Source organism: Lutibaculum baratangense AMV1 (genome assembly GCF_000496075.1).
Taxonomy (GTDB): Bacteria; Pseudomonadota; Alphaproteobacteria; order Rhizobiales; family Tepidamorphaceae; genus Lutibaculum; species Lutibaculum baratangense.
This window is the reverse complement of sequence record NZ_AWXZ01000017.1, coordinates 210,804-227,843: the sequence shown is the minus strand read 5'-3', so window position 1 is coordinate 227,843 and position 17,040 is coordinate 210,804. Positions and strand designations below refer to the sequence as shown.

Genomic DNA, 17,040 nt, shown 5'->3' with positions numbered 1-17,040 from the left:
TCCTTAGTCCTGGCTGGGCTCGGAAGCGGTCGACTTGCGACGCTTCGTGCGGGCGTAGGGCATGAACTGGCGCACGATGCCGGCATCCGCCTCAGACAGCACGAACGTGCCGCGGGCCTGGCGGATGAACTTCGTGGTGCGCTTGATCATGCCGTGGCGCTTGCCAGCGGGCTGGGCCTTGACCCGGCCGGAGGCCGTCATCTTGAAGCGCTTCTTGGCGCTCGACTTCGTCTTGAGCTTGGGCATTTTGCTCGTCTCCTGAAACTGCCACGCCGAGGAGGCGGCGCCTTCGAGGCGCTGTCGCGTCGAACGTGAATTGCTTGAGCATTCTGAGCAGCCACGGCATGCCCTTGGTCGCCGGACCGCTCGAGTGAGGCGCGCTTTATAGCGGGAGCGAAGGGCCAGCGCAACATCGGCGCGTGCCCGGCGACGGGCCGGGTACCTCGTCTTAACCCGTTCCGGGCTACGGCTGTTGCGACTTAGGGCCCCGATCGCCGGAGTAGAGGGTTTGCGTGTCGTCGGCTGTCTCATCTACGAGCACAACCTCTATCTGGTCGCGCTCGCCTCGCTCGTCTGCTTCCTCGGGGCTCTCGCGACGACGGGTCTCTTCCGTCAGGCATTCGGCTGCGGCGGCCTGTCCCGGGCCGGATGGGTCTTCCTGACCGGCGTCTGCGCCGGCTCGGCCATCTGGTCGACGCACTTCATCGCGATGCTCGGTTACGCGCCTCCGGCGCCCGTCACCTTCGATGCGACGCTGACCGTGCTGTCGGTTCTGGTCGCGGTGATCGGTGCTTCCGCCGGCTTCGCTCTCGCCGCGGCGGGACGAGGCGGAACGGCCTTCCTTCCGGTCGGCGGCGCGGTCCTCGGACTGTCGATCGCGGCGATGCACTACACCGGCATGTTCGCCTACCGGGTCGACGGCATCGTCTCGTGGCGGGCGGACCACGTCGTGGCGTCGATCGCGCTGGCGAGCGGCTTCGGCGCCGCCTTCACCTGCGCGGCCGCCCGCCTGCGGCGGGGGTGGGCCCGCCACGTCGCGCCCGGCCTTCTCGTCACGGCGATCGTCACGCTGCACTTCACCGGCATGGCGGCCTTCGAGGTCTCTCCGCTGCCCGGCGCGGGTGTCGGCGCGGACAGCGAGGCCTTCCGCGCCATGGCGCTCGCGGTCGCGCTCGTCGGCTTCATCATCGTCGGCACCGGCATCACGAGCCAGCTCATCGAGTCCAGGACGCGCGCGGAATCGAGCGAGCAGCTCCGTCACATGGCGCTCCACGATCCGCTCACGGGCCTGCCGAACCGGACGCAGTTCGCGACGCATCTCGAGCGCCTGGTGGCTGACTGCCGGTCCGGTCAGACATCCTGCGCGCTGATCGGAATCGACCTCGACCGTTTCAAGGAGTTGAACGACACGTTCGGCCACGAGGCCGGTGACGAAGCTCTGTGCGCGCTTGCCGCGCGCATGCGCGAGTTCGAGCGGGCGGAGGCGTGCTTCGCGCGGGTCGGCGGAGACGAGTTCTTCGTGGCGCTGCCGTTCGACACGCAGGACGAGCTTCGCCGCGCGACGCGGGAGATCGAGGCGATGCTCACCACGCCGCTCGACGTCGGCGGACGCAGCGTCTCGCTCGGGGCGGGCCTCGGCGTCGCGGTCTATCCCCGCGACGGGGCGGACGCGGACGTGCTGGTGCGCAACGCCGACCTCGCGATGTATCGGGCAAAGGGCGCCGGCCAGGACAGCGTCTGCTTCTACGACACCGAGATGGGCCAGTTCGTGCGCGAGCGCCGGATGCTGGCGAGGGACCTGCGCGCCGCGATCGACACCGACAGTCTCGCCGTCCATTACCAGGTGCAGACCTCGGTCGAGACAGGCGAGATCATGGGCTACGAGGCCCTCCTGCGCTGGCGCCACCCCGTGCGCGGCCTGGTGCCGCCCGACGAGTTCATTCCGCTCGCCGAGGAGAGCGGCCTGATCCTGGAGCTCGGCGAATGGGTGCTCCGGCGGGCCTGCGCCGACGCGGCGCGGTGGAGCCCGCCCTACGGCGTGGCGGTCAACCTCTCGGCCGTGCAGCTCGTCGACGCCAATCTGCCGCACCTCGTGCACGAGGTGCTCGTCTCCTCGGGCCTCAGCCCTGCGCGCCTCGAGCTCGAGCTGACGGAGACGGCGCTCATCCGCGACCGGGCGCGCTCGCTCCACGCCATCCGGCAGATCAAGGCGCTCGGCGTGAGCGTGGCGCTCGACGATTTCGGGACCGGGTACTCGTCCCTCGAGACGTTGCGGAGCTTCCCGTTCGACAAGATCAAGCTCGACCGTTCGTTCGTCCAGGATGTCTGCACCGACGCCCAGTCCCTCGCGATCGTCCGCGCCGTCACCGCCCTCGGCCGCAGCCTGACGATCGCGGTGCTGGCGGAGGGGATCGAGACGAAGGCGCAGCTCGATCTGCTGAAGGCGGAGAGATGCGACGGTGCGCAGGGCTTCCTCATGGGCCGCCCGATGCCGGTCGAAGACCTGCCGGCGCATGGGGGGCCTCGGCGCGTTGCGGATGAGGGGGAGGGCGTCGCGTCGGCGGTGCCCGCCGCGGCAGGCATCCGCGGCGCCGCCTGAAGGCGGGAGCGTCGCCGCGAGCCGCCGTCAGACGAGCTGGAAGAGCGTGGGCAGAAGGCCCGCCTGGTGGAGATACTCGATGCCCTCGGCCACCGGCACCGCGGCGAGGAAGACCGAGCTGTCGCGCATCGCCACGAGGACGAGCCGGGGGCTCGCCTCGACCGTCCCCAGATCCCGCCACCCTGCGAAGCGCGGCAGGAAGCGCGGTACTTCCCGGCAATACTCTTCGTAGGCCTGGCCGAAGCGGCTCCGCAGGAAGCGCTCCTCCCGGATCGTCACGAGGTGGAACACCGCCCAGCAGCCCGCGAGGAGGACGAGGCTGAAGATCAGGCTGCCGAAGAGGGCGCCGAGGCCCGCGGCTCCGAGGAAGGAGAACAGATAAAGCGGATTCCGACACAGCGAATAGGGCCCGTGTCGCACGAGCTCCGTCTTCTTTCGTCCGCCGATATAGAGCGTCGCCCAGACACGGCCGAGGATGCAGACGCCGATCAGCAGCATCCCGCCATACTCGATCCATTCGTGCGGATAGCTCCCGGCCGGAATGCCGGGTGCGCCGAGCAGGGAGAAGAGAAGTGCTACCGTGCACAGGCCAGCCAGAAACACCTTCCGGCGGCGCTGGAGAAGCTGAAGGGCGGCGCTCTCGTCGCCGCCCGCGATCGGAGGCTGTATCGCAGCCACGGGACACCTCAGCGCGGTGCGAGCACCATGATCATCTGGCGGCCCTCGAGCTTCGGCTCGGCCTCGACCTTGGCATACTCCTCGGTCTCGCCCTTCACCCGCTGGAGGAGCTGCATCCCGAGCTCCTGATGCGCCATCTCGCGGCCACGGAAGCGCAGCGTCACCTTGACCTTGTCGCCTTCGTCGAAGAACCGCCGCATAGCCTTCATCTTCACCTCGTAGTCGTGGGTGTCGATGTTCGGCCGCATCTTGATTTCCTTGACCTCGACGGTCCGCTGCTTCTTGCGGGCCTCGGCGGCCTTTTTCTGCGACTGGTACTTGTACTTGCCGAAATCGAGGATCTTCACGACGGGCGGCTGCGCGTTCGGCACGACCTCCACGAGGTCGAGGCCCGCCTCGGCGGCGATGTCGAGCGCTTCCTGGATGCTGATCTGACCGTGGTTCTCGCCGGTGTGGTCGATCAGCTGGACCCGCGGGGAGTCGATTTCATCGTTGACGCGCGGCCCTTCCTTCTGGACCGGCGCGGCTTTCATGGGACGACGGGCGATCGCTGTAGCTCCTCTACCGTTGCGGCGATGCCGGCATTCGGGACCGGCATGACGAAAAGCGCCCGCGACGGCTGCCGCGAGGCGCAGTGAATAAGATCGTTCGGGATGTGAGGGAAGTCAAGGAATTCGGCGCCTTCGAAGGCGCCAGCTTGAACCGCGTCCGCCCGCCCCATATCGTCCGCCTCCCCCAGAGGTTGATGAGCACGACGCGACGGAAGGCGAGGGACCCCAAGATGACGCAGCAAAAGACCGGCGGCCGCGAACGGCCGAGCTTCACGGACCAGGACGCGCTGAACTTCCACGCGCACGGCCGGCCGGGCAAGCTCGAGATCCAGGCCACGAAGCCGATGGCGACGCAGCGCGACCTCTCGCTCGCCTATTCGCCGGGCGTGGCCGTGCCCGTGCAGGCCATCGCCGCCGATCCCGACCTCGCCTTCGAGCTGACGACCAAGGGCAACTTCGTGGCCGTGGTCACGAACGGGACGGCGATCCTCGGCCTCGGCAATCTCGGCGCGCTGGCCGCCAAGCCCGTGATGGAGGGCAAGGCGGTGCTCTTCAAGCGCTTCGCCGACATCGATTCGATCGACCTTGAGGTGAACTCGGAGAACCCGCAGGAGATCATCGACTGCGTCCGGCTCCTGGGCCTGTCCTTCGGTGGGATCAACCTCGAGGACATCAAGGCGCCGGAGTGCTTCGTCATCGAGGAGGCCCTGCGCGAGAAGCTCGACATACCGGTCTTCCACGACGACCAGCACGGCACCGCGATCATCGCGACCGCGGGGCTCCTGAACGCGCTCGAGCTGACGGGCCGGAAGATCGAGGACACGAAGCTCGTCTGCAACGGCGCCGGGGCGGCCGGCATCGCCTGCCTCAGGCTACTGAAGTCGCTCGGCTTCCGGCACGAGAACGTCCTCCTCTGCGACACGCGGGGCGTGGTCTACAAGGGCCGCGAGCAGGGGATGAACCGCTGGAAGGAGGAGCACGCCGTCGACACGAACGCGCGCACGCTCGAGGACGCCATGAACGGGGCGGACGTCTTCTTCGGCCTCTCCGTCAAGGGCGCGGTCACGGCCGACATGGTGCGCTCGATGGCGGAGAACCCGATCATCTTCGCCATGGCGAACCCGGATCCCGAGATCACGCCGGAGGAGGTCGCCGAGATCCGCGGCGACGCCATCATGGCGACGGGCCGTTCGGACTACCCGAACCAGATAAACAACGTGCTGGGCTTTCCCTACATCTTTCGCGGCGCGCTCGACGTGCGGGCGACGACGATCAACGACGAGATGAAGATCGCCGCCGCGCGGGCCCTGGCGGAGCTCGCCCGCGAGGACGTGCCCGACGAGGTGGCGGCGGCCTATCGCGGCCAGCGCCCCCGCTACGGCCGCGAATATCTGATCCCCGCGCCGTTCGACTCGCGCCTCCTGAGCGCCGTTCCGCCGGCGGTTGCGAAGGCCGCCATGGAATCGGGCGTCGCGCGCAAGCCGATCGACGATTTCGACGCCTATCACGAGCGCCTGGCCGTCCGGCGCAATCCGCTCGCCGGCATGCTGACCCAGGTCCGCGGCTCGAACCGGCAGGCGATGAAGCGCGTCGTCTTCGCGGAAGGCGAGGAGGAGCAGGTCATCCGGGCCGCCGCCGCCTTCTCCCAGGCGGGCCTCGGGCAGCCGATCCTCGTCGGCCGGAACGAGGAGATCGAGCGCACGATGGACCACATGGGCCTGTCGGCGCGCGAGGGAATCGAGATCGTCAACGCCCGCGTCTCCGACCGCCGCACGGCATATGCCGAGCGGCTCTACGTCCGGCTGCAGCGGCAGGGCTATCTGCTGCGCGACTGCACGAGGCTCGTGAACACCGACCGCAACGTCTTCGCAGCCTCCATGGTCGCGATGGGCGACGCCGACGCGCTCGTGACGGGGGTCACGCGCAACTACGCCGCCGCCGTGCGCGACGTCCGCCTCGTGATCGACGAGAAGCCCGGCCACCGGGTCATCGGCGTCTCGCTGATCGTCGCGCGGGGCCGCACCGTCCTCGTCGCCGACACCGCGATCCACGAGATGCCCGAAGCCGAGGAGATCGCGGAGATCGCCGTCGAGGCGGCCGCCGCCGCCAGGAGGCTCGGCTACCGGCCGCGCGTCGCGATGGTGGCGTACTCGACCTTCGGCAACCCCGACAGCGAGCGCTCGGAGAAGATGCGGGAGGCCGTGCGCATCCTCGACCGCCGCAAGGTCGATTTCGAGTATGACGGCGAGATGGGCGCCGACGTGGCGCTCGATCCCGACCTCATGGCGTCCTACCCGTTCTGCCGCCTCTCGGGCCCGGCGAACGTGCTCGTCATGCCGGCGATCCATTCCGCCTCGATCTCGACGAAGCTCCTGAAGGCGCTCGGCGGCTCGCGGGTGCTGGGCCCGCTCCTCGTCGGGCTCGACAGGGCGGTGCAGATCGCGCCGATGGGCGCCACCGACAGCGACCTCGTGAACATCGCCTCGATCGCGGCCTACGACATCGGCGGGTAGCGGCCGGCGCGGGCGGCGTTCTCGCACCCGCCCCATGAAAAAGGCCCCGGCGCGGTTCTCGCGCCGGGGCCCCTGAAGATCAGGTCTTCGGATCGGTCTGCCAGCTCACTCGCGGTTGCCGAACAGGCTGAGCAGCATCACGAAGAGGTTGATGAAGTCGAGGTAGAGCCGCAGGGCGCCCATGATCGCCTTGCGGCTGGAGACGAGCGCGGAGTCGCCCTCGTAGTACATCTCCTTGATCTGCTGCGTGTCGTAGGCGGTCAGGCCGGCGAAGACGAGCACGCCGATGACCGACACCGCGAACTGCACGGCGCTTGAGCCGATGAACAGGTTCACGATCGAGGCGATGATGATGCCGATCAGGCCCATGAACAGGAACGAGCCCCAGCCGCTCAGATCCTTCGCCGTCGTGTAGCCGTAGAGGCTCAGCGCACCGAACGACGCCGCGGTGATGAAGAACACCCGCGCGATCGAGTTGCCGGTATAGACGAGAAAGATCGACGACAGGCTGAGCCCCATCAGGGCCGCGAAGGCCCAGAAGGCCATCTGCGCAGCCGACGTGCTCATCTTGTGCATGCGTGCCGACAGGAAGAACACCATCGCCAGAGGCGCGAAGATGATCACCCAGCGCAGCGGGCTGCCATACATCAGCTGGGCGAAGTCGGGGCTGTTGACCGCCATCGTGAACGCGCCGAACGCGACGACACCGGTCACGGCAAGGCCGATCGCCATGTAGTTGTAGACCTGCAGCATGTAGCTGCGGAGCCCCTGGTCGATCTCCCCGACCCGGGCTCCCGTGGCAGTGCCGTATCTCGGTGCGGCCTGCCTATTCCACTCTGCCATCGAGTTCCCCTCGCTTAGAAGTGACACCACGGGATGGCGTGAATATGGGGGAGGTGTGGAAACCCCGCAATACGGAGTTGCCGCATCATGAACGTATCGTAACCCGTTGAGACAGCACGCTCCGCTGCAGAAGAAGAAGCTACTCGTTCCGTAGCCACGGACCCGGCCGCTGGCCGAGCACCCGCCAGGTGCCGACGAGACCGAGGCCGATCGTGACGGCGAGCGCACCGGTCGCCGCCGCCAGCGCAACCCACGGGAAAACAACGAAATCGAGCTGCATGACGAAGGTCACGACCGCCCAGGCGGCGATTGTGCCGGCAATCGTCGCGAAAGCCGCCGTGACGAGTCCGAGCAGGCCGAACTCGAGCACGTAGGTCCAGAGCAGGCGGCCCCGCGTCGCACCCAGCGTCTTCAGTATCACGGCATCGTGAATGCGGTGGCGGTGGCTCGCGGCGAGTGCGCCGCCGAGCACCACGATTCCGGCCAGCAGCGTGAAGCCGCTCGCGCCGCGGATCGCCCAGGCGAGCTGGCGCACGATATCGTTGATCGAGTTCAGCGCCTCGCGCACCCGCACCATCGTGACGGTCGGGAAATCGCGCGTCACCTCGCGCATCAGCCTCGCCTCGGCGCCGCCGCGCTCTTCGGCGTCGGACAGGCTCGCGGTCGCGAGCACCATGTGCGGCGCCCCGGCGAAGGTGTTGGGCGAGAACACCATCACGAAATTGATCGACAGCGACTCCCACTCGACCTTGCGCAGGTTCGCGATACGCGCCTCGATCGTGCGCCCGAGCACGTTGACCTCGACTCTGTCGCCGACCTCGAGGCCGAGCTGCTCGGCGAGCTCGGCGGCGAAGGAGACGAGCGGCTCGCCCTGGTAGTTCTCGGGCCACCAGCTGCCCGCCACGATCTCGCCGTTGCCGGGGGGCGTCTCGGCATAGGTCAGGCCGCGATCGCCGCGCAGGACCCAGGCGGCGTCCGGGTGCGGCTCGATCTCGGAGACCGGGACGCCCTCGAGCGAGACGATCCGGCCACGCAGCATCGGCACCTCCTCGACCGTCGCGTCGGGCGCGACCTCTTCGATCGTCTGGCGCAGGTCCTCCGCGGCATTGCGGGGAATGTCGAGGAAGAAGAAGCTCGGCGCCCGGTCGGGCAGCGAGACGGTGAGCTGGCGCGTGAGGTTGCCGTCCGTCTGCGCCACGGCGACGAGCAGCGTGAGCCCGAGGCCGAGCGACAGGACCGCGCTCGGCGTCACCGCGCCCGGCCGGTGGATCGCCGTCAGCGCCATGCGCCACGCGAGGGGGCCCGATCGGGGCAGGGCGCGAGCGCCCGCCATGATGCCCCAGGCGACGAGCCTCAGGGCGACGAAGATGGCCGCCGCCGAGCCGACGATGATGGCGGCGAGGAAGCGGTCGGCCGCGAACAGGATCGCCAGGCCGCAGAGCGCGAGCACCACGGCGGCGAGGAGCACCGTCAGCCACCGCGCCGGCCAGGCACCCTGATCCTGCGCCCGCCCCTGGAACAGCGCGCGCGCCGGGATCTCGCGGGCGATGCCGAGCGGCCAGAGCGCGAAGGCGAGCGCCGTCAGGAGGCCGTAGAGCGCGGCCTTCGCGAGCTCGCCGGGGAAGGGTCCGTAATTCGTCACGGGCAGGGCGTCGCGCAGGAAGAGCCCGGCGATCGGCGGGGCCGCGGCGCCGAAGGCGAGCCCGATCAGGATCGCGCCGGCGGCCAGGATCAGGATCGCGGAGAGATAGGTGAGGAAGACGACGCGCCGGCTCGCGCCGAGGCTCTTCAACGTCGCGATGCCCTCGCGGCGGCGCTCGACATAGGCCGTCACGGCATTCGCCACGCCGACGCCGCCGACGATCAGCGCCGTCAGGCCGACGAGCACGAGATACATGGAGAAGCGGTCGATCGACTCCTTCAGCCGGGGCGAGGCGTTGTCGCGCGTGCGGACGCGCCAGCCGGCATCGGGGAACTCGCTCTCGAGGCCCTCGGCCACCTGCGCGACGCGCGCGTCGGATGCCACGCCGTCGAGCAGCACCCGGTAGGTGTAGCGCAGGAGGCTGCCCGGCTGGACGAGGCCCGACGCCTCGAGCCCTTCATGCGAGACGATGGCGCGCGGGCCCCAGCCGATGCCGCCGTCGGACAGCCGGTCGGGCTCCTGCTCGATGATGCCCGAGAGGGTGAACCTGCCGTTGCCGATCTCGACGGCGTCGCCGACCTCGATGCCGAGCCGCGCCGCGAAACCCGCCTCCGCCAGCAGGCCGTGTGTGTCGTCCGTCGCTGCTAGGGCCCCGGATGCCGTGTCGGCGCCCGAAACCTCGAGCTCCCCCACGAGCGGGTAGGCGTCGTCGACGGCCTTCAGCTCGACGAGCGTCTGAGTCTCGCCGTCCGGCCGCCGCGCCATCGCGCGCAGCGTCGCGATCTTCGACACCTCGCCCAGGGATTCGAGACCCGCGAGCTCGCCTTCGGGCAGCTCGCGGTGGACGAGCGACACCGACACGTCGCCGCCGAGGATCGTCTGCCCCTGCTCCGAGATCCCGTCGACGAGGGCGCGGGAGATCGAGCCGACGGCGGCGATCGCGCCGACGCCGAGGGCGATGCAGACGATGAACACGGCGAAGCCCCTGAGGCCGCCGCGCAGCTCCCTCGCCGCGAATCTCAGCGGCAGCGGCAGCCGGCTTACGGGAGACGTGGCCGCCGCCTCCCCTGCGGTCTCGGTGACGGCCGTCATTCGGCCGCCCGCCCGATGCCGGCCTCGCCGCCGACGATCTCGCCGTCGCGCATCGCGATCACCCTGTCGCAGCGCGCCGCGAGGCCTTCGTCGTGCGTCACGAGGACGAGCGTCGCCTGATGCTCTCGCTGGAGCGCGAAGACGAGCTCGATGATCTGCTTGCCCGTCTCGCCGTCGAGATTGCCGGTCGGCTCGTCGGCGAACAGGATCTTGGGCTCCGTCACGAGCGCGCGGGCGAGGGCGACGCGCTGCTGCTCGCCGCCCGACAGCGCGGTCGGATAGTGGTCGAGGCGGTGCGACAGGCCCACCCGCTCGAGCGCCGCCCGTGCCCGCTCGAACGCGTCGGGCTGGCCCGTGAGCTCGAGCGGCACCGCGACGTTCTCGATCGCGGTCATGTTCGGGATGAGGTGGAAGGACTGGAAGACGAGGCCGACATTCTCGCCACGGAACCGGGCGAGGCCGTCCTCGTCGAGCCGGCCCAGATCCTCGCCGGCGACCCTCACCTGCCCCTCGTCGGGGCGCTCGAGGCCGGCCATCGTCATGAGGAGCGTCGATTTGCCCGAGCCGGAGGGACCGACGATGCCGACCGCCTCGCCCCGCCCTATATGCACGTCGAGACCCCGGAGCACATGCACGCGGGCCGCGGCATCGCCGAGGCTCAGGTGAACATTTTCGACGGAGATGGCGGAATGAGACACGTGGCGGCACTCCTCGGAAAGCGGGGCCGGGGATGGTTCCACCCATATGGGCCCCGCCTGCTGCGCTGCAATGTTGTTCAACAATACGTGGTTGTGCTTCTTTTGGCCTTCATCGCATTCAGCCGGCCGGCGGCGGCCGAGGCCGTCGACATCGTCGCGTTCGGCGACAGCCTGACGGCGGGCTACGGGCTTGCCCAGAACGAGAGCTTCCCCGCGCAGCTCGAGGCGGCGCTCCGCGAGAAGGGCCACGACGTCACGATCCGGAACGCCGGCGTCTCCGGCGACACGACGGCCGCGGGCCTCGAGCGGCTCGACTGGGCCGTGCCGGAGGATGTCGACGGCGTGATCGTGGAGCTCGGCGCGAACGACATGCTGCGCGGCCTCGATCCGGCGAGGACGCGCGAGAATCTCGACGAGATCCTGACGCGGCTGACGGACAGGGACCTCCCGATCCTGCTCGCCGGCATGTTCGCAGCCCCCAATCTCGGGCAGGATTACGGCCGGCGGTTCAATGCGATCTTCCCGGAGCTGGCCGAGGAGCACGACACGCTCCTCTATCCCTTCTTCATGGACGGCGTCGCTCTGAACGACAGCCTGATCCAGGACGACGGCCTTCACCCCACCGCCGACGGCGTCGCCGTCATCGTCGAGCGCATCCTGCCGACCGTCGAGGAGTTCATCGCGCGCATCGAAGCGGCTCGCGCCGACTGACCCGGCAGCCTTTGCCGGTTTGCGCCGCGAATTCCGGCAGGACAGCCGCCGCTCCGTGGCTGTAGTCTCGCCTGCCATGACCGTCCGAGGGGGATCGGACGGTTCGGGGGCAAGGGGGACGCATGTTCGAAATCTCGAAGGTCACGGCGCTCGCCGTCGTGTTGGCTTGCGCCGCATCGCCAGCCGCGCAGGCGGCCGAATGGGCGCGTCTGTGGACGCAGTGGCTCGGGCGGGATCGGGTGCTGGATATCACCAATGGCGGGCCCTACGACAATTTCGCGGTCATTCGGCCCGCCGGCAACTACTCGGGCCAGAACTGGAAGGTCACGCGCGACGGCGACTTCCATCGCCTGACGACGGAGTTCCGGGGCGCCGGCATGTGCCTCGACGTCGTCAACGGCGGTGCGAACAACGATTTCGTCGTGCTCAACCCCTGCGGCAACTACTCCGGACAGCTCTGGAGCCTGCGCAACGACAACGGCTGGTACCGGCTGACCACGCAGTTCCGCGGCGGGGCCATGTGCCTTGACATCGTGAATGGCGGTCCGCAGAACGGCCACGCTCACCTCGTGCCCTGCGGCGACTATTCGGGGCAGCTCTGGCAGATCAACTAGGCCAGCCGGCCCGCGAGGCCGTGCCGGACCTCCAACCGACATGGCAGGCTCATGGAATACCGGCGTCTCGGCAGGACCGACCTGCGCGTGAGCGCGCTCTCCTTCGGCACGATGGTCTTCGGCGACCAGCGGACCGAGGCCGAGGGGCATCGCATGCTCGACATGGCCTTCGAGCGCGGCGTCAATCTCTACGACACGGCTGAGCTCTACCCCATCCCGCCGAAAGCCGAGACGCAGGGCGCGACCGACCGGATCCTCGGCTCGTGGATCAGGGCGCGGGGCAACCGCGACCGGGTGCTCGTCGCCTCGAAGGTCGTCGGGCGCTCGGAGAACACCTGGTTCCGCGACGGCAGGCCGGCGAACCTCTCCCGCGACCATGTGCGCGAGGCCGTCGACAAGGGCCTGACGCGGCTCGGCCTCGACCACATCGACCTCTTCCAGGTGCACTGGCCCGACCGGGCGGTGTCGCAGTTCGGATCGAACCCGACGATCTACCGCGCGCCTGAGCCGGCCCCGGACGAGGTGCCGATCGAGGAGACGCTCGAAGCGCTCACGGAGCTTCAGCGCGAGGGCAAGATCGGCCATGTCGGCCTTTCGAACGAGAGCGCCTGGGGCACGATGCGATATCTCGCCCTGTCGGAGACGAAGGGCCTCGCCCGCGTCCAGTCGATCCAGAACGCCTACAGCCTCGTGAACCGGACCTTCGAGGTGGCGCTCGCCGAGATCGCGATGCGCGAAGAGGTGGGGCTGCTTGCCTACTCCGTGCTGGCGCAGGGATATCTGACGGGCAAGTATCTCGACGGTGCCCTGCCGGCGGGCTCGCGCAAGGCGCTCTATGACCGGCTGCAGCGCTACGAGAAGCCGGGATCCGAGGCCGCGGTCAGGGCCTATGTGGAGCTCGCCCGGGAAGAGGGCATTCCGCCTTCGCAGCTCGCCATCAGGTTCGCGCTGACGCGGCCCTTCATGACGTCCGTCATCATCGGCGCCAGCACGCCGGAGCAGCTATCCACAGATCTCGACGCCGCCGACCTGCCCTGGAGGGCGGAATTGGAGGAAAGGGTCGACCAGATCCACCTTCTCCATCAGAATCCGAGCCCGTAGGCATTTCGCGCGCGCCGGCCCCTGCCGGCCGTCCTGCCCGTCGGATCAGTGGAGGCCGCTCATGCCCCGCCTGTTCACCGGCCTGGAGATCCCCGAGGCGGTGGCCGCGCACCTGACGACGCTGCGCGGCGGCCTCTCGGGCGCGCGGTGGATCGACCCGGAAAACTATCACGTCACGCTGCGCTTCATCGGCGACGTCGAGAACGGCACGGCGGCGGAGGTGCACGAAGCGCTGCGGCGGGTGCGCCGGGGTCCCTTCACGCTGCAGCTCACCGGGCTCGACGCCTTCGGCGGGCGAAAGCCCCACTCGATCCATGCTTCCGTCCAGCCCTCGCCGGCCCTTCACGCGCTCCAGGCCGAGCACGAGCGGCTCATGCAGATGATAGGCCTGCCGCCGGAGGGGCGCCGCTACTCGCCCCACGTCATGATCGCGCGCCTCCGCGGCGTCTCGGCCGGCTCGGTCGCGGGCTATCTCGAGGGCCGGGGCGGGTTCATGTCGATGCCCTTCGAGGTGACGCAGTTCGTCCTCTTCTCCGCGCGCGCCAGCACGGGCGGCGGGCCCTACGTCGTGGAGGAGGAATATCCGCTCGAGGGCGGCTAGCGGGAGAAGGTGAGGCTGTGCCGGAGCTGCCCGGAAGGCAACGCACGGCCCTGGCCGCACGGATGCCGGCCGTTCCGTCGCCCGGAAGGCCGGTGAACAAACCTCGGGATGTCGTTCCGCTCCTTCGGTTCCCGCGTCGTCTCCGCTGCTCCCATCTGCGCAAGGCGGCACATTGCCTGGGCCGTCCCGTCCGGAGCGCGTGATATGACAACGCGATGACCTAACGTAAAACAGTCGGGCCCTGTTCCGCAAGACCGGAACGCATTGTCCGTCGGGCGCCGGACACTACTGTTGGTCCGGAGCCAGAGGCCACGGGAGGACGACATGGCAGACAGACTGGGAGCCACCGAGCGCGAGGCGGCGCTGTCCGAGCTCGACGGCTGGGAGCCGGTCGAGGGCCGCGACGCGATCGCCAAGAGCTTCAGGTTCAAGACCTTCAACGAGGCCTTCGGCTTCATGGCGCGCGTGGCGCTTCGGGCGGAGAAGCTGAACCACCATCCCGAGTGGTCGAACGTCTACAACCGGGTCGACGTCACGCTGTCGACGCACGACGCCGGCGGCCTGACCGAGCTCGACGTCAAGCTCGCGAAGTCGATGGACGCCTACGCGAAGGGCTGAGGCCGCCATCGCGGTCCGCCCTCGTCAGAGGCCCGACGAGGCGGTGAAGACCGCCAGCTGAGCCGCGAAGGCGCGCTCGAAAGCCGGCCGCGCTTCCCCCCGGGCGACATAGGCGACGAGGTTCGGATACGCCTCCAGCACGGGCGATCCCGCCAGCCTGCGCAGCACCGTCACCATCAGCAGGTCGCCGGCGCTGAAGGCGCCGTCGAGCCAGGGGCCATCGCCGAGCCGCGTCGACAGCTCCTCGAGCCGCACGCGGATGCGCTGCTCGAGGATAGGCATGCGCTCCCTGTGCCAGATCCTGTCCCGCTCGAGGTAGAATGCCATTTCGCGCTCGACGATCGGCGGTTCCACCGTGTTGAGCGCCGCGAACATCCACGCGATCGCGCGTGCGCGTGCATGAGCGGCGTCCGGCAACAGACCCGCATGGCGTTCGGCGACGTGGAGGACGATGGCCCCCGTCTCGAACAGGGCGAGATCGCCTTCCTCATAGGTCGGTATCTGCCCGAAGGGATGAAGCGCCCGATGCCCGGGCTCTTTCATCTCGCTAAACGAGACGAGACGGACGCCGTAAGGCTGGCCGACTTCCTCGAGCGCCCAGCGCACGCGCATGTCGCGCGCCTGTCCCCGGCCGCGATCGGGAGAGCTCTCGAAAGCCGTGATGATGGGAGGCATTGGCTTGCTCCGCGGGTTGCCCGGCGCTCTCGAAGAGCACCGCAGCGGGACTGCACCGACGCCGGGAAGCGAGTGCCCCGCCTCTCGCGCCTATGAACCGAGGACGCATGGGGCTCACCGCTTCCGACACGCGCCCCGCACGCAGCCACCTTCCCCTTCCGTCACCTTCGCATTTGCGAAATCGGGGGCACGCGCGTATATAACGCCGCGACAGGTTTCACGCGCGGGCCGGGCGACGGTGCCGCGCCTTTTCGTTTTGGCACGGTTCATCGCCCCATGAATATTCGCAACATCGCCATCATCGCTCACGTCGATCACGGCAAGACGACCCTGGTCGACCGGCTGCTCCAGCAGTCCGGCACGTTCCGCGACAACCAGAAGGTCGCGGAGCGCGTGATGGATTCAAACGACCTCGAGCGCGAGCGCGGCATCACGATCCTCGCCAAGGCGACCTCGGTCGTCTGGAAGGACACCCGCATCAACATCGTCGACACACCGGGCCACGCCGATTTCGGCGCGGAGGTCGAGCGTATCCTCAACATGGTGGACGGCGCGATCGTGCTCGTCGACGCAGCCGAAGGCCCGATGCCGCAGACGAAGTTCGTCGTCGGCAAGGCGCTGAAGGTGGGCCTGAAGCCGATCGTCGCGATCAACAAGGTCGACAAGCCCGATGCGCGGATCGACGAGGTGCTGAACGAGGTGTTCGATCTCTTCGCCGCCCTCGACGCCGACGACGAGCAGCTCGACTTCCCCGTGCTCTACGGCTCGGGCAAGCAGGGCTGGATGAACGATGCGCTCGACCAGGTCGAGGGCATGGACAAGCTGTTCGAGCTCGTCCTCTCCCACGTGCCGGCACCGAAGACCGAAGAGGGCCAGTTCCGCATGCTGGGCACGATCCTCGAGGCCAACCCCTATCTCGGCCGCATCATCACCGGCCGCATCACGTCGGGCACGCTGAAGCCGAACCAGACGGTGAAGGTGCTCGCGCGCGACGGCAAGCAGGTGGAAACGGGCCGCGTCTCGAAGATCCTCGCCTTCCGCGGCATCGAGCGCGTCGCCGTCGAGGAGGCCTCGGCCGGCGACATCGTGGCGATCGCGGGCCTGACGAAGGGCACCGTGGCCGACACGTTCTGCGCGCCCGAGGTCGAGGCGCCGATCCCCGCCCACCCGATCGACCCCCCGACCGTGTCGATGACCTTCATGGTCAACGACAGCCCCCTCGCCGGCACCGAGGGCGACAAGGTGACGAGCCGCGTCATCCGCGACCGGCTGTTCAAGGAGGCCGAGGGCAACGTCGCGCTGAAGATCGAGGACACGGCCGACGCCGATGCCTTCGTCGTCTCGGGCCGCGGCGAGCTGCAGCTCGCGATCCTCATCGAGCAGATGCGCCGCGAGGGCTTCGAGCTCGCCGTGTCGCGGCCGCGCGTCGTCGTGAAGCGCGATCCGGAGACGGGCCAGGCGCTCGAGCCGGTCGAGGAGGTCACGATCGACGTCGACGAGGAGTTCGCCGGCTCGGTCGTGCAGAAGCTCTCGGAGCGCAAGGCCGACATGATCGAGATGCGGCCGTCGGGCGGCAACCGCCAGCGTCTCGTCTTCCACGCCCCCACGCGCGGCCTGATCGGCTATCTCGGCGAGCTTCTCACCGACACGCGCGGCACGGCCGTGATGAACCGGCTGTTCCACGCCTACGCGCCCTACAAGGGCGACATCGCCGGCCGCCGCAACGGCGTGCTGATCGCCAACGAGCCGGGCGAGGCGGTGGCCTACGCGCTGTGGAACCTCGAGGATCGCGGGCCGATGATGATCGACCCCGGCACGAAGGTCTATCAGGGCATGGTCGTCGGCGAGCACACCCGCGAGAACGACCTCGAGGTGAACGTCCTCAAGGGCAAGAAGCTGACGAACATCCGCACGACCTCGAAGGACGAGGCGGTGCGGCTGACGCCGCCGATCCGCATGACGCTCGAGCGCGCCCTGTCCTGGATCGGCGACGACGAGCTCGTCGAGGTGACGCCGGAATCGATCAGGCTCCGCAAGATCCACCTCGATCCCAACGACCGCAAGCGCGCCGAGAAGGCGAGGGCGGCCGGCGTCGCGTGACGCC

15 protein-coding genes are annotated in these 17,040 nt (G+C 68.9%); 8 read left to right on the top strand and 7 right to left on the bottom strand.

The window, feature by feature from the left end; all coding sequences use genetic code 11:
• Positions 1-3 precede the first annotated feature (3 nt).
• Positions 4-246 (bottom strand): 50S ribosomal protein L35, encoded by a 243-nt coding sequence (gene rpmI, locus N177_RS06665; protein WP_023431510.1) that lies wholly within the window; start codon positions 244-246, stop codon positions 4-6.
• A gap of 262 nt (positions 247-508) precedes the next feature.
• Between rpmI and N177_RS06660 the strand changes: the two genes are divergently transcribed.
• Positions 509-2,599: a putative bifunctional diguanylate cyclase/phosphodiesterase gene (locus N177_RS06660; RefSeq protein ID WP_023431509.1), complete on the top strand. Its 2,091-nt coding sequence runs from the start codon at positions 509-511 to the stop codon at positions 2,597-2,599.
• A 27-nt stretch (positions 2,600-2,626) separates the two neighbouring features.
• Here N177_RS06660 and N177_RS06655 read toward each other — a convergent pair whose 3' ends face one another.
• Both N177_RS06655 and infC read right to left on the bottom strand, forming a co-directional pair.
• A complete protein-coding gene (locus N177_RS06655) occupies positions 2,627-3,277 on the bottom strand; it encodes a methyltransferase family protein (RefSeq protein WP_023431508.1) in 651 nt (216 codons plus the stop codon).
• Positions 3,278-3,285: 8 nt separating this feature from the next.
• Positions 3,286-3,810: a translation initiation factor IF-3 gene (gene infC, locus N177_RS06650; RefSeq protein ID WP_023431507.1), complete on the bottom strand. Its 525-nt coding sequence runs from the start codon at positions 3,808-3,810 to the stop codon at positions 3,286-3,288.
• 248 nt (positions 3,811-4,058) lie between these two features.
• Between infC and N177_RS06645 the strand changes: the two genes are divergently transcribed.
• On the top strand, positions 4,059-6,341 hold the full coding sequence (locus N177_RS06645; protein ID WP_023431506.1) for an NADP-dependent malic enzyme: 2,283 nt from the start codon (positions 4,059-4,061) through the stop codon (positions 6,339-6,341).
• A gap of 105 nt (positions 6,342-6,446) precedes the next feature.
• Here the strand turns inward: N177_RS06645 and N177_RS06640 are convergent, their stop codons facing one another.
• From N177_RS06640 to N177_RS06630, 3 genes are all read right to left on the bottom strand, one after another.
• Positions 6,447-7,184 (bottom strand): Bax inhibitor-1/YccA family protein, encoded by a 738-nt coding sequence (locus tag N177_RS06640; protein ID WP_023431505.1) that lies wholly within the window; start codon positions 7,182-7,184, stop codon positions 6,447-6,449.
• Positions 7,185-7,323: 139 nt separating this feature from the next.
• Positions 7,324-9,918, bottom strand: a complete 2,595-nt coding sequence (locus tag N177_RS06635; protein WP_023431503.1) for an ABC transporter permease — start codon at positions 9,916-9,918, stop codon at positions 7,324-7,326.
• The gene (locus N177_RS06630; RefSeq protein ID WP_023431502.1) at positions 9,915-10,616 is read right to left on the bottom strand and encodes an ABC transporter ATP-binding protein; all 702 of its coding nucleotides are present in this window, start codon (positions 10,614-10,616) and stop codon (positions 9,915-9,917) included. The genes N177_RS06635 and N177_RS06630 overlap by 4 nt, the downstream gene beginning before the upstream one ends.
• Positions 10,617-10,718: 102 nt before the next feature.
• On the opposite strand from N177_RS06630, the gene N177_RS06625 reads away from it, so the two are divergent.
• From N177_RS06625 to N177_RS06605, 5 genes are all read left to right on the top strand, one after another.
• Entirely contained in the window at positions 10,719-11,327 is a 609-nt protein-coding gene (locus N177_RS06625) for an arylesterase (protein ID WP_244444240.1), read from the top strand.
• Positions 11,328-11,449: 122 nt separating this feature from the next.
• Complete coding sequence (locus N177_RS06620) at positions 11,450-11,941, top strand: RICIN domain-containing protein (RefSeq protein WP_023431500.1); 492 nt, start codon at positions 11,450-11,452, stop codon at positions 11,939-11,941.
• Between the two features lie 51 nt (positions 11,942-11,992).
• Positions 11,993-13,042 (top strand): aldo/keto reductase, encoded by a 1,050-nt coding sequence (locus N177_RS06615; protein WP_023431499.1) that lies wholly within the window; start codon positions 11,993-11,995, stop codon positions 13,040-13,042.
• A gap of 61 nt (positions 13,043-13,103) precedes the next feature.
• Positions 13,104-13,643 (top strand): RNA 2',3'-cyclic phosphodiesterase, encoded by a 540-nt coding sequence (gene thpR, locus N177_RS06610; protein WP_023431498.1) that lies wholly within the window; start codon positions 13,104-13,106, stop codon positions 13,641-13,643.
• Positions 13,644-13,934: 291 nt separating this feature from the next.
• The gene (locus N177_RS06605) at positions 13,935-14,261 is read left to right on the top strand and encodes a 4a-hydroxytetrahydrobiopterin dehydratase (protein WP_280113378.1); all 327 of its coding nucleotides are present in this window, start codon (positions 13,935-13,937) and stop codon (positions 14,259-14,261) included.
• 24 nt (positions 14,262-14,285) lie between these two features.
• Here the strand turns inward: N177_RS06605 and N177_RS06600 are convergent, their stop codons facing one another.
• On the bottom strand, positions 14,286-14,936 hold the full coding sequence (locus tag N177_RS06600) for a glutathione S-transferase family protein (RefSeq protein WP_023431496.1): 651 nt from the start codon (positions 14,934-14,936) through the stop codon (positions 14,286-14,288).
• A gap of 276 nt (positions 14,937-15,212) precedes the next feature.
• Here N177_RS06600 and typA point away from each other — a divergent pair, with 276 nt between their 5' ends.
• The gene (typA, locus tag N177_RS06595; protein ID WP_023431495.1) at positions 15,213-17,036 is read left to right on the top strand and encodes a translational GTPase TypA; all 1,824 of its coding nucleotides are present in this window, start codon (positions 15,213-15,215) and stop codon (positions 17,034-17,036) included.
• Positions 17,037-17,040 lie beyond the last annotated feature (4 nt).